At 67.3% G+C, this 20332-nt stretch carries 16 protein-coding genes and 1 other RNA gene; 15 read left to right on the forward strand and 2 right to left on the reverse strand.

The features are described 5' to 3' along the window. Positions 1-56: 56 nt before the first annotated feature. Positions 57-2240: a bifunctional (p)ppGpp synthetase/guanosine-3',5'-bis(diphosphate) 3'-pyrophosphohydrolase gene (locus H7A87_RS14470; RefSeq protein WP_180497033.1), complete on the reverse strand. Its 2184-nt coding sequence runs from the start codon at positions 2238-2240 to the stop codon at positions 57-59. Here H7A87_RS14470 and H7A87_RS14475 point away from each other — a divergent pair. The 11 genes from H7A87_RS14475 (at position 2184) to H7A87_RS14520 (ending at position 12197) form a co-directional block, all read left to right on the forward strand. Further along, positions 2184-2561 (forward strand): hypothetical protein, encoded by a 378-nt coding sequence (locus H7A87_RS14475; RefSeq protein WP_147295459.1) that lies wholly within the window; start codon positions 2184-2186, stop codon positions 2559-2561. The genes H7A87_RS14470 and H7A87_RS14475 overlap by 57 nt on opposite strands. Next, on the forward strand, positions 2530-2610 hold the full coding sequence (gene pqqA / locus H7A87_RS14480) for a pyrroloquinoline quinone precursor peptide PqqA (RefSeq protein WP_002812057.1): 81 nt from the start codon (positions 2530-2532) through the stop codon (positions 2608-2610). Before H7A87_RS14475 ends, pqqA begins: the two co-directional genes overlap by 32 nt. A gap of 66 nt (positions 2611-2676) precedes the next feature. Then, a complete protein-coding gene (pqqB, locus tag H7A87_RS14485; RefSeq protein ID WP_119127696.1) occupies positions 2677-3576 on the forward strand; it encodes a pyrroloquinoline quinone biosynthesis protein PqqB in 900 nt (299 codons plus the stop codon). Beyond that, the gene (pqqC, locus tag H7A87_RS14490; RefSeq protein WP_119127694.1) at positions 3573-4325 is read left to right on the forward strand and encodes a pyrroloquinoline-quinone synthase PqqC; all 753 of its coding nucleotides are present in this window, start codon (positions 3573-3575) and stop codon (positions 4323-4325) included. Before pqqB ends, pqqC begins: the two co-directional genes overlap by 4 nt. Beyond that, complete coding sequence (pqqD, locus tag H7A87_RS20860; RefSeq protein WP_115677205.1) at positions 4322-4600, forward strand: pyrroloquinoline quinone biosynthesis peptide chaperone PqqD; 279 nt, start codon at positions 4322-4324, stop codon at positions 4598-4600. The genes pqqC and pqqD overlap by 4 nt, the downstream gene beginning before the upstream one ends. Continuing rightward, on the forward strand, positions 4597-5700 hold the full coding sequence (gene pqqE / locus H7A87_RS14495) for a pyrroloquinoline quinone biosynthesis protein PqqE (protein ID WP_184650167.1): 1104 nt from the start codon (positions 4597-4599) through the stop codon (positions 5698-5700). The genes pqqD and pqqE overlap by 4 nt, the downstream gene beginning before the upstream one ends. Positions 5701-5863: 163 nt before the next feature. After that, positions 5864-6376, forward strand: a complete 513-nt coding sequence (locus H7A87_RS14500; protein ID WP_104584661.1) for a hypothetical protein — start codon at positions 5864-5866, stop codon at positions 6374-6376. 65 nt (positions 6377-6441) lie between these two features. Beyond that, complete coding sequence (locus tag H7A87_RS14505) at positions 6442-7983, forward strand: PhoPQ-activated protein PqaA family protein (RefSeq protein WP_119127690.1); 1542 nt, start codon at positions 6442-6444, stop codon at positions 7981-7983. A gap of 301 nt (positions 7984-8284) precedes the next feature. After that, a complete protein-coding gene (locus H7A87_RS14510; protein ID WP_119127688.1) occupies positions 8285-9319 on the forward strand; it encodes a glucokinase family protein in 1035 nt (344 codons plus the stop codon). Between the two features lie 102 nt (positions 9320-9421). Continuing rightward, on the forward strand, positions 9422-12058 hold the full coding sequence (locus H7A87_RS14515) for a TonB-dependent receptor (protein WP_119127686.1): 2637 nt from the start codon (positions 9422-9424) through the stop codon (positions 12056-12058). Positions 12059-12120: 62 nt separating this feature from the next. Further along, positions 12121-12197: non-coding RNA, sX9 sRNA (locus H7A87_RS14520), on the forward strand. 109 nt (positions 12198-12306) lie between these two features. Here H7A87_RS14520 and hrpA read toward each other — a convergent pair. Next, a complete protein-coding gene (gene hrpA, locus H7A87_RS14525) occupies positions 12307-16428 on the reverse strand; it encodes an ATP-dependent RNA helicase HrpA (protein WP_119127684.1) in 4122 nt (1373 codons plus the stop codon). A gap of 90 nt (positions 16429-16518) precedes the next feature. Here hrpA and H7A87_RS14530 point away from each other — a divergent pair, with 90 nt between their 5' ends. The 4 genes from H7A87_RS14530 (at position 16519) to H7A87_RS14545 (ending at position 20217) form a co-directional block, all read left to right on the forward strand. Further along, entirely contained in the window at positions 16519-17076 is a 558-nt protein-coding gene (locus H7A87_RS14530; protein ID WP_102580821.1) for a Dps family protein, read from the forward strand. Between the two features lie 241 nt (positions 17077-17317). Further along, entirely contained in the window at positions 17318-19114 is a 1797-nt protein-coding gene (recQ, locus tag H7A87_RS14535; RefSeq protein ID WP_024939934.1) for a DNA helicase RecQ, read from the forward strand. A 137-nt stretch (positions 19115-19251) separates the two neighbouring features. Beyond that, complete coding sequence (locus H7A87_RS14540) at positions 19252-19734, forward strand: hypothetical protein (RefSeq protein WP_119127682.1); 483 nt, start codon at positions 19252-19254, stop codon at positions 19732-19734. Positions 19735-19812: 78 nt separating this feature from the next. Then, positions 19813-20217 carry a response regulator gene (locus H7A87_RS14545; protein WP_104584674.1) on the forward strand — a complete coding sequence of 135 codons (405 nt, stop codon included), beginning with the start codon at positions 19813-19815 and terminating at the stop codon, positions 20215-20217. The last annotated feature ends 115 nt before the right edge of the window (positions 20218-20332 follow it).

The following is a 20332-nucleotide window of genomic DNA, read 5'->3' on the forward strand; positions in this document are numbered from 1 at the left end:
CTTGCTGTGGGTGCGGTCTGTTCCAAAGCGATTGGCGCCGGCGAGCGACGGCGCACTCAACCGAGTCGCCGCACCTCGTTGACGCCGGGCAGCGCGTCCAGCTTGCCAAGCAAGCTGGACAGCTGGTCGTAGTCGCTGACCTTCAGGCGCAGGCGCAGTTGCGCCCTGCCGGTGTCGCGCACGTTGTCGCTGTTGATTTCCAGCACGTGCGCGTCCTCTTGCGCGATCAGGTTGGTGATGTCCTTGAGCAGCCAGCGGCGGTCGACCGCGCGCACCTGTACATCCACCTCGTAGCCGCTGCCGGCCTGGCCCCACTCCACCGGTAACACCCGCTGCGGATGCGCCGCGGCCAGACGCGACAGTGCCGCGCAATCGGTGCGGTGCACGGTGATGCCGCGGCCGCGGGTCAGATAGCCGGCGATCGGCTCGCCCGCCACCGGCTGGCAGCAGCGCGCCAGCTGCACCAGCAGATTGCCCACGCCCTGCACGGTGAACTTGGATTTACCCAAGCCCTCGCGGCGCGCGGTGGGCCGCGGTGGCGCCGGGACCGCGGGCTGCGAGGCGGCCCGTTCGGCCTCCAGCAGGGCGCGGCTGACCTGGTTGGGCCCGGTATCGCCCAGCGCCACCTGGATGTACAGATCGTCGACATTCTCGGCGTGGAACTTGCGCGTGGCCACGCCCAGGTCGGCATGCTGCAGGCCCAGCCGCTTGAGCTCGCGATCGAGCAGGTCCTTGCCGGCCTGTACGTTGCGCGCGCGGTCGAGCTTGTGGAACCACGCGCGCACCTTGTCGCGCGAGCGCCCGCTGGCCAGAAAGCCATTGGACGCCAGCAACCAGTCGCGGCGTGGGTCGGCCTCCTTGGCGGTCATGATCTCCACCCGGTCGCCGCTGCGCAGCCGGTAGGTCAGCGGCACGATGCGGTCGTTGACGCGCGCGCCGCGGCAGCGATGCCCGACCATGGTGTGCACGTGATAGGCGAAATCCAGCGGCGTGGCGCCTTGCGGCAGGTCGATGACCTCGCCCTTGGGGGTCAGTGCATACACGCGGTCTTCGATCAGCTCGGCGTCCAGCGCACCGGCCAGTTCGCCGTGGTCGCCTTCCTGCACCTGCTCCAGCAACTGGCGCATCCACAGGATCTTGCGGTCGAAGGCTTTTTCGCCGCCCTTGCCGCCTTCCTTGTATTTCCAGTGCGCGGCCACGCCAAGCTCGGCCTGCGCGTGCATCTCGTGGGTGCGGATCTGGACTTCGATGGTGCGCCCTTCCGGGCCGACCACCGCGGTATGCAGCGAGCGGTAGTCGTTGGCCTTGGGCCGGGCGATGTAATCGTCGAACTCGCTCGGCACCGGTGCCCACAGCGAGTGCACCGCCCCCAGGGCGGCATAGCAGGCGGCCACGTCGTCGACCATCACCCGGACCGCGCGGATGTCGTACAGCTGGTCGAAGGACAGCCGCTTTTTCTGCATTTTCCGCCAGATGCTGTAGATGTGCTTCGGCCGCCCGCTCACGTCCGCGCGCAGGCCCTGCTGCGCCAGCGTCGTCGACAAGGTGCGCTTGACCGCATCCAGATAGCGCTCGCGCGCCACGCGGGTTTCGTCCACTTCGCGGGCGATGCGGCGGTAGGTGTCCGGCTCCAGGTGCCGGAACGCCAGGTCCTCCAGCTCCCATTTCACCTGCCAGATGCCCAGCCGGTTGGCCAGCGGCGCATGGATGTCACGGGTGAGCTGGGCCAGTGCACGGCGCTGCTCTTCGCTCAGGCGGTCGGCCACGCGCATGCGCGCCAACTGCCGTGCCAGCAGGATCGGCACCACCCGCAGGTCGTGGATGATGGACAGCAACAGCCGCCGCAGGCCTTCGCTGTTGCGCCCGGCCTCGCGACCGGCGTGCAGGGCCCAGACCTGGTCGGCCGCATCCAGCCCGTCCAGCAGTCCTTCCACCGCCACACGGCGCTCGGCCGGTTGCCACGGCAGGCCGGCGATCGCGCCGCGTAGCGCCGGCAGGTCGAACAACAGTGCCGCAATCAGGGTCGCCTCGTCGGCCGCCAGCAACCCCAACGCGTCCAGCGTGTCGGCGAGCAGCGCCCAGGGCACGTCCTCGCTCGGCGCTGGCAGCTGCTGCCAGGCCTGCGCCAGCGCGTCACGCAGGTCTGGCGCGATCGATGCGAGGGCAGGACGCTGCAGCAAGGCATGCAGGCGCTCGAAAGAGGAACTGGTCACAGCGGTGGACACGGCGATCGGCAACAACAAGGGGCTGACAGCTACGGTAACGTGCGCGTCACCTTCTCCACAACGCGCAGTGCGCCGTGGTCGGCGCAACGGCACGCGCCTGCGCTTATGGTCGGTTCACCCGCCAAGGTCTTGATTCGCAACCGCTGCGGGCCGGGATTGCTGCAGCGCCGCAAGCCGATCAGCACGGTCAATCGGCTTTTTACATGCTTTTTACAACTCGCCCAGACCGCCTGCCTATCCTCCATTGGCGTTGCCGCTGCGTCCTGCCGCGGCCACGTCATTCCAACCAACTGCGAGGTAGCCGATGAAGACCTGGAAGAAGCCTGTCGTTCGTGAAGTCAACTGTGGCGCCGAGATCAACTGCTACGTCTCCGGCGAATTCTGAGCGCACCTGCCGCCCTTCCTCCCGATGCATGACCGGCGATTGCCGGCAGATAGGTAACAGTTCTCCATGCGCATCATCGTTCTGGGATCGGCGGCCGGCGGTGGGCACCCGCAGTGGAATTGCCACACACCCGCCAGCCGGCGGGCATGGCAACAAGCCGACGGTGCCCAACGTCGTACCCAGGCCAGCATCGCCGTCAGCGCCGATGGCCAACGTTGGGTCCTGATCAACGCCTCACCCGATTTCCGTCAACAACTCCTCGCAACGCCCGCGCTCTGGCCGCAACGCGGTCTGCGGCATTCACCGATCGAAGCGGTGTTGCTGACCAGCGGCGAGATCGACCATATCGCCGGGCTGCTGTCGATGCGCGAGAGCCAGGCGTTCTCGCTGCATGCCAGCCGCCGCGTGCTGGACCTGCTGTCGCAGAACCCCATCTTCGATGCAGTCAATCCGGCTTACGTGCAGCGCCAGCCGTTTGCGCTGGAGACGCCACTATCGCTGCTGGGCCTGCAGCTGACGCCCTTCTCGGTGCCCGGCAAGGTGCCGTTGTTCATGGAATCGCGCAGCGGCGGCGACCTGGCCGGCTCCAATGAAGAAACCCTCGGGCTGACCATCGACGATGGCCAGCACCGCGTGCACTACATCCCCGGCTGCGCGGCGATGACCGATGCCTTGCGCGTGCGCCTGCAAGGCGCCGAGCTGGTGTTTTTCGACGGCACGCTGTGGCGCGACGACGAGATGGTGCAACTGGGCATCAGCCAGAAGACCGGCCAGCGCATGGGCCACATGAGCATCGACGGCCCCGACGGCACCATTGCCGCGTTTGCCCCGCTGGAGGTGGCGCGCAAGATCTTCATCCATCTCAACACCACCAATCCCGTGCTCGACATCCACTCGCCGGAGTACGCCAGTGCGCGTGCCAGCGGCTGGGACGTCGCCTACGACGGCCTGGAGATCACCCTGTGACCACCCTGCTCACCCCGGACCAGCTGGAGGCGGACCTGCGCGCCATCGGCGCCCGCCTGTATCACGACCAGCATCCTTTCCACGCGCTGCTGCACGAGGGCAAGCTCGATCGCGGCCAGGTCCAGGCCTGGGCGCTGAACCGCTTCGAATACCAGCGCTGCATTCCATTGAAGGACGCCGCGATCCTGGCGCGCATGGAGGACCCGGCGTTGCGGCGGATCTGGCGACAACGCATCCTCGATCACGACGGCAACAGCCCCGGCGATGGCGGCATTGCCCGTTGGCTGCACCTGACCGACGCGCTCGGCCTGGACCGCACGCTGGTGGAATCCGGCCGTGCGCTGCTGCCCGGCACCCGGTTCGCGGTGCAGGCCTATCTGCAGTTCGTGCGCGAAAAAAGCCTGCTCGAGGCAATCGCCTCCTCGCTGACCGAGCTGTTCGCTCCCAACATCATCGGCCGGCGCGTGGCCGGCATGCTCAAGCATTACGACTTCGTTTCGCCCGAAGCGCTGGCCTATTTCGAGCATCGCCTGACCGAGGCGCCACGCGATTCGGATTTTGCGCTGGACTACGTCAAGCAGCACGCCGATACCGTCGAGAAACAGGAGCTGGTCAAGGCCGCGCTGCACTTCAAGTGCTCGGTGCTGTGGGCGCAGCTGGACGCATTGCACGTGGCCTACGTCGCCCCGGGCATCGTGTGGCCGGATGCATTCGTGCCCGACCGCGACGCCAGCCGGGCAGCGGCGTGAGCAGCATCACCCGCGACAGCCAGCCGGCCCTGCGCGCAGGCGTGCGCCTGCAGCACGACCGCGCGCGCGACCAATGGGTGCTGCTGGCGCCGGAACGGGTGGTCGAGCTGGACGAGATCGCACTGGTGGTGGCGCAGCGCTACGACGGTGCGCGCTCGCTGGCGCAGATCGCGCAGGAACTGGCGGGCGAATTCGACGCCGACGCGGCCGATATCGAAGTCGATGTGATCGAACTCACCAACACGCTGCATCAAAAGCGTCTGCTGCGGCTATGACCATCGCCCCGCCACCCCTGTCGGTGCTGCTGGAGCTGACCCATCGCTGCCCGTTGGCCTGCCCGTATTGCTCCAACCCGATCGCATTGGCGGCGCTGCGCGAGGAAATGGATACTGCCGGCTGGCGCTCGCTGCTGCAGCAGGCTGCCGACATGGGCGTGCTGCAGGCGCATTTTTCCGGTGGCGAACCGATGCTGCGCAAGGACTTGCCCGAGCTGGTGGCGCACGCACGCGCGCTCGGGCTGTACAGCAACCTGATCACCTCCGGCGTAGCCGGCGGCGAGCCGATGCTGGACCAGCTGCAGGCGGCCGGACTGGAGCATGTGCAGCTGAGCGTGCAGGATGTCGACCCGGCCGGTGCCGACCGTATCGCCGGCTATCGCAACAGCCTGGCGAAGAAGCGCGCGTTTGCCGCCGCCGTACGTGCGCGCGGCCTGCCGCTGACGCTCAATGCGGTCTTGCATCGCCATAACGCCGAGCGCGTGCCCGGCATGATCGCGCTGGCGCTGGAGTGGCAGGCCGAACGCATCGAAGTGGCGCACACCCAGTACTACGGCTGGGGCCTGCGCAATCGCGCCGCGCTGATGCCCAGCCGCGCGCAGCTGATGGCCACGATTGATGCGGTGGAAACCGCCCGCCGCGAGCTCGGCGACCGCCTGGCGATCGACTTCGTCACCCCCGATTACTACGCCCGCCAGCCCAAGCCGTGCATGGGCGGCTGGGGCCAGCGCTTCGTCAACATCTCCCCGCGCGGCGACGTGCTGCCCTGCCACGCAGCCGAAACCATCGACGGCATGCGCTTTGACAACCTGCGCGAGCGTTCGCTGGCCGACATCTGGAACAACGGCGAGGCCTTCGTGCGCTTCCGCGGCACCGCGTGGATGCCCGAGGTCTGCCAGGGCTGCCCCAAGCGCGAGATCGACTGGGGCGGCTGCCGCTGCCAGGCGCTGGCGCTCAGTGGCGATGCCGCCACGCTGGACCCGGTCTGCGAACGCTCGCCGCGGCATGCCGAGGTGCGCGCCACCGCCGAACGCGAAGCTGCAGCGCCGGCACCGGAGTTTGTTTACCGCCGTCCCGAGCGTGCGAAAGTGCCCGCGTAGACCTTACGTCGCCGGTGGCGGAGCGCCCCACACCCTGGTGGTGTCTCCACGCTGTGCGAGGCGGCTCGGGGCTGTCCCGCACACATCAGCACCTGTGGTCTCAGGCTGCACGCTGCGCTCCAGCGTCTACACTAGCGGCCTCTTCGTCTTCTGGATGGCTTCCATGTCGCTCGCGCGCCGCATTCCCTTGCTGGTCTGCCTGACCCTTGCCCTGAACGCCACCCCGGCCCTGGCACAGCGCGCGGTGCAGGGCGACCTGCAGTCGCAGATGAGCGCCGAACAGTTCAAGGCCGCCGGCCTGGACAAGCTCGATGCCGGCGAACTGGCCGCGCTCAACGACTGGCTGCAGGGCAAGGTCGCCAAGGAAGCTGCGGTCGTGGTCGAACAGGCCAAGGAAGCCGGCCGCCAGGAAGTGATCGTCAAGAACCGCGGCTTCTTCGATTTCGGCAGCAAGGAGCCGATCGAGAGCAACATCGTTGGCGAGTTCAAGGGTTTTTCGACCGGGCGCGTCTACACGCTCGCCAATGGCCAGGACTGGGAGCAGACCGACGCCGCCACGTTGTCGGGCGTGCGCAAGACCGCGCCCAAGGTCAAGATCAAGCCGGGTCTGGTCGGCGTGTGGTATCTGCAGATCGAGGGCTACAACACCCAGGCCAAGGTCCGCCGGATCAAGTAAGCCCAACCGGGCACCGCGCAGCCCGCCAGCGGGACTGGCGCACCCACGCCACTGGGAGAACATGCATGCGGTCGATGACACGTTGCAGCCTGGTGTTGCTGGCGTCGCTGGGCTGGTTCGCAGGTGCTGCGCCTGCAGGCGCGGCCACTGCAGCCGCCCTGTCAGCGCAGCAGTGCGCCGACGCGCCCGAGGTCGGCATCGACCAGGCGCTGGTGTGCTATCACGATGCCATCGAACGCCAGCCGCTGGTCTACCGGCGTGTGGCCACCAGCACGGTGGCCGGCGTCGAGCGGCGCGATTACCTGCTGACCTCGCAGCAATGGTCGCCCGAGGCCCTGGTGCAGCCGGCCAGCTGGCAACACGATGTCGCGATCTATGTCCCCACGGATGCGCTGCCGACGCGTGCACTGTTGCTCTCCACCAATGGCACCCGTCATCCAGCCGATGGCGGCGCGCCGCAGCCGCCCAGCGAATTGTCGCCCGAGGCCCTGGCGGCGCTGGCAAAGCGCAGCCGCACCGTGGTGATCGCGCTCGGCGATATCCCCAGCCAGGCGCTGACCTATCGCAACGACGGCACGCCGCGCCGCGAGGACGACAGCGTCGCCTACAGCTGGTCGCTGTTCCTGGCATCGCCGCAGCAACGCAAGACCCTGCCGCTGCATGTGCCGATGGCCGCCGCCATCGCGCGCACCATGAGCCTGGCCGAACGCGAGTTGGCGCCGTTGCAGATTCATCGCTTCATCCTCGCCGGCGCCTCCAAGCGTGGCTGGGCGAGCTGGCATGCCACCATCGCCGACGCGCGCGTGGAGGCCGTGGTGCCGCTGGTGATCGACATCCTCAACATGCCGGCAGTGCTCGAGCACATGTACCGGAGCTATGGCGGCAACTGGCCGATCGCATTCAATGCCTACGCCAGGCAGGGCATCACCTCGCAGCTGCACACGCCGGCCTTTGCGCAACTGGTGCAACTGCAGGACCCGCTGCATTATCTGCACACGCCGCAGCGCAAACGCCTGGCCGTGCCCAAGTACATCGTCAATGCCAGTGGCGACGATTTTTTCCTGCCGGACAACACGCAGTTCTTCTACAACGCGCTGCCCGGCAGCAAGGCGCTGCGCATGGTGCCCAACAGCGCGCATAACGGCATCCGCGCCTTCATCGTCGACAGCCTGGTGCCCTTCGTGACCCGGCTGCAGCAGCAACGCGCGCTGCCAAAGGTGCGCGATTCGCTGCGCGCAGGCGAACACCCGCAGCTCCGCTTCCACTCCTCCGAGCGCCCTGTGCAGTTGCGCCTGTGGCAGGCGAGCAACCCGGTGGCGCGCGACTTCCGCCATGCCTGCGGCATTCGCTACAGCGCCACGCCGATCACGCCGGCACGCGGCAACACCGTGTCGGTACCGGTACGGATGCCCGAAGCCGGCTGGAGCGCGTACTTCGTCGAGGCCACCTACGCGGACGGCTTCGTCGCCACCAGCCAGACCTATGTGCTCGGCAAGCAGCAGTACCCGACGCAGGCACCACCCACCGACGGCGCGGCCTGCAGCACCTTGCCGGGCGCTGCCTCTACGGCAGCCGCGCGCCGACTGGGCGACTCCGCCGACAGCTGACAACCAGGCTGTCGGTATCGAATGTCGATGTCGATGTCGATGTCGATGTCGATGTCACGATGGTCCAGTCCCCGGATGGCGACAAGCGCCACCGTCGCAGGCCAGCAGTGGCCGATGCGCGCCTTCCGCACTGCGCAATCACCTCCGCGCAGACAGCGCTGAATCGGGCGATCCTGCACTTGAGCCTGCCAACAAGATCGATCCAACCCGACTGAACCATTGACATCGTTGTCACCAACTTCTACACAGGCCGCTACTCGCCGATCGCATTGGCCGACCGGACGAACCCAAAGGACTGCACGTGGCTGCGACTTCGCGTTCTGCTCTCGCTACCGGCCTGCCCACCGCACCGGTTGCCACCGGCTTCATCGCGGCCGACGTCGGTGGTACGCATGTGCGGGTCGGCCACATCGCGCAGGCGGACAACGCTGCAGCCGAGCTGGCGCATTACCGCACCTACCGCTGCGCCGAACACGCCAGTCTGGACGCCATCCTTGCCGACTTCCTTCAGCAACGACGCGACGTCGAAGCCGTGGTGATCGCCAGTGCCGGGGTCGCACTGGACGATGGCAGCTTCATCAGCAACAACCTGCCGTGGACGATTTCGCCTGGCCGCATGCGTGCCGCGCTCGCCGTGCCCCGCGTGCACCTGGTCAACGATTTCGAAGCGGTGGCCTACGCCGCCCCTTTGATGGAGCAACGCGCCGCGCTGCAACTGAGCGGGCCGACCCCGCGGCATGCGCGCGCCACCGGCCCGATCCTGGTGGTCGGCCCCGGCACCGGGCTGGGTGCGGCGGTCTGGATCGATGCCAGGCCGCGGGCGATCGTGCTCGCCACCGAAGCCGGCCAGGTCGCCCTGGCCAGCAACGACGAGATGGAACTGCAGGTGCTGCGGATCCTGCTGCGTGGCGAGCGCTATCTGCCACTCGAACATGTGCTGTCCGGGCCCGGCCTGCTGCACCTGTACAACGCCGCGTGCGAACTGCATGGCGCCACCCCGCGCCATCGGCTGCCGGCCGCGATCACGCATGCCGCGCTGCACGAAGACGATGCGCTGGCACGCGAGTGCCTGCAGATCTTCTGCGCCGTGCTGGGTAGCGCGGTCGGCGACATGGCGCTGGCCTACGGCGCGGCCGGCGGCATCTATCTGGCCGGCGGCTTCTTGCCGACGATCGGGCCGTTCCTGCAGAACAGCGCTTTCCGCGAACGTTTTCTGGCCAAGGGCCGCATGCGCGCGGTGCTCGAACGCATCCCGGTCAAGCTGGTCGAGCACGGGCAACTGGGCGTGCTTGGCGCGGCCAACTGGTATCTGCAACAGCACGCTGACCTGTCGTAAGCGATCCACCACGCGCTCGGTCCCGAGCGCGCGTCTGCAAGACCCCGCATCCGGCGAGCAGCAGCCCGCCGTCCTTCCCTGTGCGTGATGAGGAGAGACATCATGAAATACAGCATCACCCTGCTGTCCAGCGCGATCGCGTTGTCGCTGGCATTCGCTGCGCAAGCCCAGGACGCGCTCGACCGCCAGGCCACCGACCTGGACGCCGTGCAGGTGGTCGGCATCCGTGCCAGCCTGGAAAAGTCGCTCGACACCAAACGCAACAACGCCGGCATTTCCGAAGCGATCACCGCCGAAGACATCGGCAAGTTTCCAAGCACCAACGTGGCCGAGGCGCTGTCGCAGATTCCCGGCGTCACCCTGGACCGGCGCTTTGGCCAGGGCGAGCGCGTCAGCATCGACGGCACCGACCCAAGCCTCAATCTGTCCTTCCTGGACGGCCACCCGGTGGCACAGGCGATCTGGCTCTACGGCGAGCAACCCAGCCGCGGATTCGACTACACCTTGCTGGCGCCGCAGATCCTGGGCCGCGCGGAAATCCTTAAATCCTCCGAAGCGCGCCTGACCGAAGGCAGCCTGGGCGGCACCGTGTTGATGCACACCCGGCAACCGCTGGACCTGGACGTCAACGAGGTGGCCGCATCCATCGGCTACAGCTACAGCGCACAGGCCAGCGAAGGAAAACCGAATGCCGCGCTGCTGTATAGCTGGAAAAACGCGGCCGACACCTTTGGCATCGCGGTATCGGCGCAGCATTACGAAGAGCGCGTCGATCGCCGCGGCATGGAAGTGTTCGGCTATGCGCCGGCCAGCACATTTGCCAATGCCGCAGCCGGCGTGCCCGCCGATGCGGACGTGCCCAACTCGATCAACGCGGCCTGGTTCCAGCAGGATCGCGAGCGCGACAGCGCCGTGGTCAACCTGCAGCTCAAGCCCAGCGAGGCCTTGGAATTCAACCTCAGCGGCCTGTACATCAACGAGAACTTCGACAACTACAACCAGTCGATGTACAGCTTCCTGACCTGGAATGCCGGCACCGTGGCGGCAGTGGATCAACTCGGCGGCCTGCGCAACGGCGTGGTGACCAGCGGGCATTCCGGTGCCAATGCCGACCCGCTCGGCGGCACCGTGATCTACGACAACAACGTGCGCGAATCGGAAGTCACCACCAAGGGCCTGGACCTGCGCGGCGCATTCCGCGGTGATGGCTGGGGAGTGAATGGGCAGCTGGGCCAAAGCAGATCCGAGAACAAGGACCTGTCGCAGTACTTCATCGAGCCGTTCTACAACGGCGGCTTCAGCTGGGACACGCGGCGCGGCATCCGCTTCGACGACCCGGCGCGCGCGCGCGATCCGGCCAACTGGGGCTCGGCCGGCGGCTGGTTCGGCAATAACGGCATCTTTTCCACCGAAAGCAAGGACACCTACGGCCAGCTCGACCTGAATCTGCAGTTCGACAGCGTGTTCAATCAACTGCTGCTGGGCGTGCGTCATGGCAAGCACGAGGAGCGCTTCGAGCTCAACGTCTATGGCGGCGTGACGCCGGGCACGCTGGCCGATGTGGGCACCATCGGGCTCACCGACCTGCAGGAGTTCCATCCCGACCACGGCCGGCATGTGCAGGCAGGCCGCAACAACGTGCTGGACTGGATCCGCAACAGCCCGGTCGACTACGGCGCGCCAGACCCGGCCAGCTACCTCAACAACACCTGGGCGCTGCAGCAGACCAACAACGCCGCCTATGCCCAGCTGAATTTCTCCGGCGGCGGCCTGCGCGGCAATCTCGGGCTGCGTTATGTCGATTCGAAAACCGAGGGCAGCGGCTTCGTCTACAGCGGCACGCCCACCCTGCAGAACGCCGACAGCCTGTGGCAGACCCGCACGCGCAAGGAGGATTTCCTGCTGCCCTCGCTCACGCTGGCCTACGAGGCCGCCGACGATTGGGTGTTCCGGTTTGCCGCGGCCAAGGTGATCGCCTGGGCGCCGTACAACCAGATGGTCAACAACACCTTCCTCAACGACACCACGTTGACCGGCAGCGGCGGCAATGCCGAGCTGTCTCCGTACGAATCCTGGAACTTCAACCTGTCGGCCGAGTATTACTTTGCCCAGCAGTCGGTGGTGGCGTGGTCGCTGTTCTACAAGAAGATCGACAACTACATCGATACCAGCGCCAGCGTGGAACGCCAGTACAACGCGCTACGCGATACCGCGCCGCAAAGCTGGGCGCAGTTGCTCGGCAGCAACGGTTGCACCGCCGATGGCTACTGCGATTACAGCATCCAGCGGCCACGCAACGCCGGCGATGGCAAGGTCAAGGGCTTCAACATCGCATTCCAGCAGCCGTTCGGCGACAGCGGCTTTGGCCTGACCGCCAACTACACCTACGCCAATGGGCAGAACAACACCGGCGACGCGCTGCCCTACCAGTCGCGCAACAGCGTGGCAGTCAGCCCGTACTACGAAAAGGGCCCGCTCAACGCGCGGCTGACCTACAACTGGCGCGACAGCTACCTGGCCGGCGGTTACGTGGCCGGCGCCGCGCCGGCAAGCGTGGACGACTATGCCGAACTCGGCGCGAGCATCGGCTATGCGTTCAGTCCGAACTGGTCGTTGCAGATCGACGCGCAGAACCTGCTGGACGAGCAATACCTGCAGTATCTCGGCGACACCGACCACCTGGCCGGTCGCTACAGAAGCGGGCGCCGCTATATGGCGAGCCTGCACATGAAGTTCTAGCAGCGGCTGGCAAAACGGCTGCGCTCACCGCCATGCGGGCGCGGCCCGTGCTCAGAATCGGCACGTACACCTCGTGCAGGCCGGTTCCGGGCGCGCCGTCCACGCCCAGCCGACCACTGGCCGCTATGTTTCGTTAGTGGCTTCAAGCGCAGCGCGCGGCATGAGCAACCCGTTGATGGCAGGACCTGCGCTGATGCAGCGCGCCGGTGAGGACGGCAAGCCGTCGTCACCAGTGCATCCAGCACCACTCAACTGCGCAACGCCGCCACCCGCTGCGACAACTTCTTCGCCGATACGCCCGACCTGGCGCCCAGCTCCTGCGCAAAGACCGACACACGCAATTCCTCCAGGTCCCAGCGTAGCGACTGCCATTCATCGCGTTGCTGCAACCCACGCGCGGCCGCCTGGTCCAATGCATCCACGAACGGCTTGAGTTCGAGCATGCGCGCCTGGTCGCGGGCCGGATCGCGTTTGGCACGCTCGGTCCGCAGGATCATCGCCTTGAGATAGCGCGGATAACTGGCCAGTGCCTCGGCCGGTGTTTCGCGCAGGAAGCCGGCATGCACCAGCGCGCGCAGCTGTTGCTCCATATCGTCCAGGTTGCCGCGCGCCCAGCCCATCAACGGCGCCTCCAGCAGCGGCTTGAGTTCGGCCACGGCGCCAAGGATGCTTTCGGCCAGCGTCAGCCGTTCCATCGCCTCGCCGAACAGGCGCTTGCCGGCCTCGTCGCGGCGCTGCGCAAAGGCACCGGGGTCGCGTATCGCGCCCAGGCCATCGGCCAGCACCGCGTTGAGCGCGGCATCGACCAGATCGCCGCGCAGCCGCTCCTGCGATTCGATCGCCGCGTACAGCAGGCCGGTCTTGGGCGACACCGGCAATTGCTTGCGCGCCTGCTTGATCTTGTCGGCCAGCGCGATTTCCAGCAGCCGGCGCACGCCGCGCGGATGCGCCTGCGCCGCTTCGTTGCGGTCGGCGAAAATGCGCAGCGCCGCGTCTTCGCCCTGGTCCACCAGCGCCGGATACGCCGGCACGCCGGCCTCGCCGGCCACCTGCTCGGGAATCGGCGTGGACGGAAAATCGCGCAAGCCCTCGGCCGCCAGCGCGCGCCCCGCACGTGCGGCGAAGGCCTGGCCGGCACGCTCGCCAAAGCGTGCGCGCAATCCGTCCAGGTCGCGTGACTCGGCCAGTACCTTGCCGTCGTCATCGCGCAGGCGCAGGTTCATCAGCAGATGCGTGTCCAGCGACTCTTCGTCGAAATCCAGCGCCGCCACCTGCGTGCCGGTGGCCTTGGTCAGGAAGCGCGCCAGCTCGCCACGGATAGCGTCGGCCGAGGCAATGCTGTAGGCCTCGTAGAACGCGCGCCCGAAATCCGGCGCCGGCACATAGTTGCGCCGTTGCGCCTTGGGCAGGCTGCGGATCAAGGCCGATGCCTTGTCGGCAACGAAGCCCGGCGCCAGCCACGACAGCCGCGCCGGATCCAGCGCATTGAGCAGGTGCAGCGGCACATCCAGCGTCACCCCGTCATCGATGGCGCCCGGCTCGAAGCGGTAATGCAAGGGCAGCCGCGCATCGCCCAGCGGGAAATACTTGGGAAACCGGTCGGCCTCGCTGCCTTCGCCGGGCAACAGGTCGTTCAACGTCCAGTGCAGGCTGCGGCGCTTGTCCGGCGGCAAGGTCTTCCACCATGCATCCAGCCCGCTGGCCGAGTGCAGCTCGGCCGGGATGCGATCCAGGTACCAGCGCGCCTGCCAGTCTTCGTCGGCGACGATGCCGGCCCGGCGCAGCTTGGCTTCTTCCTCGCGCGCCTGCTCCAGCACCTTGAGGTTGTCGGCGATGAACGCCGCACGCGTATTGATCTCGCCGGTGACCAGGCCCTGGCGCACGAACAGGTCGTGTGCGCCGGCCGGATCGATCTTGCCGAAATGGACCGGCTTTTTCGGCGCCAGCACCAGGCCGAACAGGCTGATCTGCTCGGATGCCACCACCTGCCCCTGCGCACGCGACCAATGCGGGTCGAAATGCTTGCGTGCCAGCAGATGCCCCAGCTCGGCGATCGCCCAGTCCGGCTCGATCGCGGCATTGGTCATGCCCCAGACTTTTTGCGTATCCAGCAGCGTGGCGGCCAGCATCCACGGCGGCGGCTTGCGTGCCAGTGCCGAGCCGGGAAACGGCACGAACCGGCGCTGCCGCGCGGCGAGAAAATCGCCTTTTTCGGTGCGATGGCCGATCTGCGTGGGCAGGCCGGCCAACAGCGCACGATGCAGGGCCTGATACGCCGCCGCGCGTTCGCGCTCGCTGATGCGCGCCGAGGCCTCGGCAAGGTCGGCCTGCTTGCCGGCTGCGGCGGACGTGGCTTGCGCAGGTGGCGCATTCGGATCCGGCTTGCCTTCACGCGCCAGCCGCGCAGCGCGATGCAACTGCCCGCGCGTCGGCCGGTTGGCGTTGTGCCCGTCCTCGCGCGCAGGCGCGCTGGCACCTGCCAGCAATGGCGCCAACATCGCAGCGGCCGGCTCCTCGCTCCACCCCAGCTCTTCGCACAACAGGCGCAGCTGCCGATGCAGCTCACGCCATTCGCGCATGCGCAGGAACCCGAGGAAATGCCGGTTGCACCAATCGCGCAACTTGGACTGGGTGAGGTCCTCGTGCACCTGTCGGTACGCCTCCCACAACCGCAGGATGCCGACGAATTCAGAGCGTGCATCGGCAAACAGCGCGTGCGCGTGGTCGGCCGCCTCGCGTGCTTCGGGCGGGCGCTCGCGCGGATCCTGGATACCCAGGAACGCGGCGATGATGATCATCTCGCGCAGGCAGCCGTGCTGTTGCGCAGCCACCAGCATGCGCGCCAGCTTGACGTCCACCGGCAGGCGCGCCATCTGCCGGCCGATGGCGGTGGGGCGCCGATTGGCATCGATCGCGCCCAGCTCCAGCAACTGCTGCCAGCCGTCGGCGACTGCGCGTTCGTCCGGCGCTTCCAGGAACGGGAACTCCTCGATCCGCCCCAGCCCCAGTTGCAGCATGCGCAGGATCACGCCCGACAAGGACGAGCGGCGGATTTCCGGGTCGGTGAATGCCGGCCGCGCGGCAAAATCCGCTTCGGCATACAGGCGGTAGCAGATGCCTTCGGCAATGCGGCCGCAGCGGCCCATGCGCTGGTTGGCGCTGGCCTGCGAGATCGGCTCGATATGCAGGCGGTCCAGCTTCTGGCGCGGGCTGTAGCGCTTGATCCGCGCAAAGCCCGGATCCACCACATACCGGATGCGCGGCACCGTCAGCGAGGTTTCGGCCACGTTGGTGGCCAGCACCAGGCGCCGGCGCGGCCCCGGGTTGAACACGCGGTCCTGGTCGGCCGCCGACAGCCGCGCGTACAGCGGCACCACTTCAGTTTCGCGGTACTTGCGCCGTTCCAGCGCCTGGTGCGCATCGCGGATCTCGCGCTCGCCGGGCAGGAACATCAGCACGTCGCCACGCGGATCGATGCGGGTGATCTCGTCGATCGCCGCCACGATCGCATCGTTGACGGTGCGCTCGCCATCGCGGCCATTGCCACGCTCGCCGTCGCCGCCGTCGTCGGCCTCGCCCTCGAGCGGCCGGTAGCGCACCTCGACCGGGAAGGTCCGGCCTTCCACGTCGATCACCGGCGCGTTGTCGAAATGCCGGGCGAAGCGCTCGGTGTCGATGGTGGCCGAGGTGACGATCAACTTCAGATCGGAGCGCTTGTGCAGCAACTGCTTGAGATAGCCGAGCAGGAAATCGATGTTGAGGCTGCGCTCGTGCGCCTCGTCCACGATGATGGTGTCGTAGGCCGACAACCAGCGGTCGCTGGCGATCTCGGCCAGCAGGATGCCGTCGGTCATGAACTTGATCCGCGACTGCTCGCCGACCCGGTCGGTAAAGCGCACCTGGAAACCCACCGTGGTGCCCAGCGGCGTCTTCAGCTCCTCGGCCACGCGCGCGGCCACCGCCCGCGCGGCGATCCGGCGTGGCTGGGTGCAGCCGATCATGCCGGCCGCGCCGCGCCCGGCCGCCAGACACAGCTTGGGCAGCTGGGTGGTCTTGCCCGAGCCGGTCTCGCCGGCGATGACGACGACCTGATGGTCGCGGATCAGCGCGATGATGCGCTCGGCCTCGCGCGCGATCGGCAGTTGCTCGTCCAACGTGATGGCCGGCTGCTGCTCGGCACGCGCCTGGCGTTGCGCCTGCGACGCTGCCAGCGCCTGCTCGAAGGCCTCGCGCACCTGCGGGTTGCCGGGCTTGCCCTGCCAGCGCGACCATAGACCGAGCAACCGGCCACGGTCGCGGCTCATCGCGCCATCGACGGCGCGGCGGCGCTCACGCAAGGTGTTGGCAAGGTCGGTGTCGATAGCGCTCATTGATCGAAAAATGTGAAAGATTGAATGACAGCGGATCCTTTAGCCTGTCTATTGTGACCCGATATCTGTTTCCTCAGGAGGACCATTCCCATGTCCAAGAAAAAGAACGCCAACAAGCCCGTCGTCATCAATGAAGCATTGGACGCACTGCCGGTCGCCGCAGCATCGGCACCACACATCGATATCGGGATCAAGGACGGTGATCGCAAGCAGATCTCCGACGGTCTGGCCCGCTACATGGCTGACGCCTTCACCCTGTACCTGAAGACCCACAACTTCCACTGGAATGTCACCGGGTCGATGTTCAACTCGCTGCACACCATGTTCGAGACCCAGTACACCGAGCAGTGGGCGGCGCTGGACGAAGTGGCCGAGCGCATCCGAGCCCTGGGCTACAACGCACCGGGCTCCTACAGCGAGTTCGTCGCCCTGACCTCGATCCCGGAAGAACAGGGGCTGAGCGACAGTGCCGACTGGCGTGAAATGGTGCGCCAGCTGGTCAGCGGCAACGAAGCGGTCTGCCGCACCGCGCGCAAGGTGCTGGGCACCGCCGACGACGCCGGCGACGACCCGACCGTGGACCTGCTGACCCAGCGCCTGCAGACCCACGAGAAGTACGCCTGGATGCTGCGCTCGCTGCTGCAGTAACCCCTGGGCCTCGCCCCTGCGGGTGTGCCCAAGGTTTCGCTGCGCCGGAACCTTGGGCCCCTGCTCCATCGCCGGCCACACCCCGCGCCTTCGGCGCGCCCTGACTCGGCGGGTTGCGGCCCTCTCCGCGTCGCGAAACATGTCCCCCGGCATTCACATCGCGGCAATCCCCGACGCACCGTCGCGCAACACCGCCCGCCTGACACCGGCCAGGGCTTGACCCGCGCGGTATCCTAGGCCGATGTCTTCCCCCGCCCACGAACTGCTCAGCCGCGTCTTCGGTTACGACGACTTCCGCGGCCCACAGCAAGCCATTGTCGAACACGTCGCGGCAGGCAACGATGCCCTGGTGCTGATGCCCACCGGCGGCGGCAAGTCGCTGTGCTACCAGGTGCCGGCGCTGCTGCGCGACGGTATCGGCATTGTGGTCTCGCCGCTGATCGCACTGATGCAGGACCAGGTCGAGGCCTTGCGCCAGCTCGGCGTGCGCGCCGAATTCCTCAATTCCACGCTGGACGCGGAAAACGCCCAGCGGGTCGAACGTGCGTTGCTGTCCGGCGACCTTGACCTGCTCTACGTCGCGCCGGAGCGCCTGCTGACCCAGCGCTTCCTGTCCCTGCTGGAACGCAGCCGCATCGCGCTGTTTGCCATCGACGAGGCGCATTGCGTTTCGCAATGGGGCCACGACTTCCGCCCCGAGTACCGCCAGCTCACCGTCTTGCACGAACGCTGGCCGCATATCCCGCGCATGGCCTTGACCGCCACCGCCGACCCGCCGACCCAGCGCGAGATCGCCGAACGCCTGGATCTGGTCGACGCGCGCCACTTCGTCAGCTCCTTCGACCGCCCCAATATCCGCTACACCGTGGTGCAGAAGGACAACGCGCGCAAGCAGCTGCAGGAGTTCCTGGGCCGTCACCGCGGCTCGGCCGGCATCGTCTATGCGATGTCGCGGCGCAAGGTCGAAGAGACCGCGCAGTATCTGTGCTCGCAAGGCTTCAACGCCCTGCCCTACCACGCCGGCCTGCCGGCCGAGGTGCGTGCGGAAAACCAGCGCCGCTTCCTGCGCGAGGACGGCATCATCATGGCCGCCACGATCGCCTTCGGCATGGGCATCGACAAGCCCGACGTGCGCTTCGTGGCGCATGTGGATCTGCCCAAGTCGCTGGAAGGCTATTACCAGGAAACCGGCCGCGCCGGCCGCGATGGCGACCCGGCCGAGGCCTGGCTCTGCTACGGCCTGGGCGATGTGGTGCTGCTCAAGCAGATGATCGAACAGGGCGAAGCAGCCGAGGAGCGCAAGCGGCTGGAGCGCGCCAAGCTCGATCACCTGCTCGGCTACTGCGAATCGATGCAATGCCGCCGCCAGGTGTTGCTGGCCGGCTTCGGCGAGACCTATCCCAAGCCCTGTGGCAACTGCGACAACTGCCTGACGCCCGCCGCCGCGTGGGACGCCACGGTGGCCTCGCAGAAGGCGCTCAGCTGCGTGTACCGCAGCGGGCAACGCTTCGGTGTCGGCCACCTGATCGACATCCTGCGCGGCAGCGAGAACGAGCGCATCAAGCAGCTCGGCCACGACCAGCTGAGCACCTACGGCATCGGCCGCGACCTGGACGAGCGCACCTGGCGCGGGGTGTTCCGCCAGCTGGTGGCGGCCAGCCTGCTGGAGGTCGACAGCGAGGGCCATGGTGGCCTGCGCCTGACCGACGCCAGCCGCCAGGTGCTCAAGGGCGAGCGCCAGGTGATGATGCGCCGCGAGAACCCGGCTGCCGGGCGCGAGCGCAGCGCGCAACGCACCGGCCTGCCGGTGCAGCCGCAGGACCTGGTGCTGTTCAACGCCCTGCGCGGCCTGCGCGCGGAGCTGGCCAAGGAGCAGAACGTGCCGGCCTTCGTGATCTTCCACGACAGCACGCTGCGCAATATCGCCGAACAGCGGCCCACCAGCATCGACGCACTCTCGCGTGTCGGCGGTATCGGCGGCGGCAAACTCGCCCGCTATGGGGCGCAGCTGATCGAGATCGTGCGCGAGCAGGGCTGATGCAGCAGCGTGTGCCATCGCGGTGACGGGCCGGCATAAAAATCCGCGCAATCGACAGCGCGCATTCAATCAGCCGTTGCTAGTTTCACAAGGCGATCTGGCACGCGCTGTCAGTCCCTCTTGGTAGAGTCCATCCGATGAAACGCAGCCTGCTTCTCCTGGCCACTCTGTTTGCCGCCGGCAGCGCGCTCGCCCAGGCCGGCGAGCGCAGCGCCGAGCCGGGGGCGGCGCAGTCGCTGGACCTGAGCGTTCCGCAAGCCCCGGTGCAGTACCGCTCCGACCCCGCGTACAGCACCGACCCGCCGGGCACCTTCTACGGCGACAAGAGCGGCCCCAAGCCCGCGCTGACCCGCCCCAGCGCGGCCTCGCTTGCGGCCGAACGCGCCGAACAATGCCAGGGCAAGCTGCATGGCGCGGTCGAAACCGGCATGGGCTACTCCAACCGCGGCGGCAACAGCAACTGGCAGGCGGTCAACCTGAACTCCTGCAAGACCTATTACGACGATGACGGCAAAGCGCATCAGATCGGCGTCAGCATCAGTGTCGGGCGCGGCGAAGGCCCGCTGTTCGGGCCGCGCTACGGCCCCGGCGGCTATGGTCCTGGCCCGTTCGGCTGGTAACCGTACGGCTCCGTCTGCGTTGACAGAGGGTTCACTGCCGCATCGCTGAGAATGTGGCCTGCCTTACGAGACGTGCTCATGTCACAGAACAAGGAACGGCCAGTTGTATTCGTCGTCGAAGACGGCGATGGCACCCGACAACTCAGCTGCCTTGTGCTGGAAAGCTATGGTTTTACCTGCCGCAGCGCCGGCTCGGTCGAAGAGGCCCTGGCCCTGATCGAAAGCGACCCGCGCGTCGATGTGCTGTTTTCCGACATCCATTTTCCGGGTGGCCTGACCGGCGTGGATCTGGCGCTCAAGACTGCGCACGCCCCCTACAACCTGCCCGTGCTGCTCACCTCCGGGCTGGCGGTGGAGTATGTGGAAGAGATCCTGCCGGACGGCGTGGCCTTCCTCGAGAAACCCTATACCCCCGAGCAATTGCTGAGCGCGATCCGCAGCGTGATGGCCAAGCACCGGATACTTCCCACTCCGGTCGCCTGACGTAGAGGGTCGCGACTGGACGGCGACCCACAATCCCGGTATGAAGTGGCGGCCGACGCGATGCGTCGGCAACGGGGATTGATCACGACACGGTTGTGCCAGGGACGCGGCGCCA

Source organism: Xanthomonas sp. CPBF 426 (genome assembly GCF_903989465.1).
GTDB classification, from domain to species: Bacteria; Pseudomonadota; Gammaproteobacteria; order Xanthomonadales; family Xanthomonadaceae; genus Xanthomonas; species Xanthomonas euroxanthea.

Excerpts from the sequence above, each read along its gene's own strand:
- H7A87_RS14505 (WP_119127690.1), top strand. The coding sequence starts at position 6,442 with ATGCGGTCGATGACACGTTGCAGCCTGGTGTTGCTGGCGTCGCTGGGC.
- pqqE (WP_184650167.1), top strand. The coding sequence starts at position 4,597 with ATGACCATCGCCCCGCCACCCCTGTCGGTGCTGCTGGAGCTGACCCAT.
- recQ (WP_024939934.1), top strand. The coding sequence starts at position 17,318 with ATGTCTTCCCCCGCCCACGAACTGCTCAGCCGCGTCTTCGGTTACGAC.
- pqqB (WP_119127696.1), top strand. The coding sequence starts at position 2,677 with ATGCGCATCATCGTTCTGGGATCGGCGGCCGGCGGTGGGCACCCGCAG.
- hrpA (WP_119127684.1), bottom strand. The coding sequence starts at position 16,428 with ATGAGCGCTATCGACACCGACCTTGCCAACACCTTGCGTGAGCGCCGC.
- H7A87_RS14515 (WP_119127686.1), top strand. The coding sequence starts at position 9,422 with ATGAAATACAGCATCACCCTGCTGTCCAGCGCGATCGCGTTGTCGCTG.
- H7A87_RS14500 (WP_104584661.1), top strand. The coding sequence starts at position 5,864 with ATGTCGCTCGCGCGCCGCATTCCCTTGCTGGTCTGCCTGACCCTTGCC.
- H7A87_RS14540 (WP_119127682.1), top strand. The coding sequence starts at position 19,252 with ATGAAACGCAGCCTGCTTCTCCTGGCCACTCTGTTTGCCGCCGGCAGC.
- H7A87_RS14545 (WP_104584674.1), top strand. The coding sequence starts at position 19,813 with ATGTCACAGAACAAGGAACGGCCAGTTGTATTCGTCGTCGAAGACGGC.
- pqqA (WP_002812057.1), top strand. The coding sequence starts at position 2,530 with ATGAAGACCTGGAAGAAGCCTGTCGTTCGTGAAGTCAACTGTGGCGCC.
- H7A87_RS14475 (WP_147295459.1), top strand. The coding sequence starts at position 2,184 with ATGCAGGCGCTCGAAAGAGGAACTGGTCACAGCGGTGGACACGGCGAT.
- H7A87_RS14530 (WP_102580821.1), top strand. The coding sequence starts at position 16,519 with ATGTCCAAGAAAAAGAACGCCAACAAGCCCGTCGTCATCAATGAAGCA.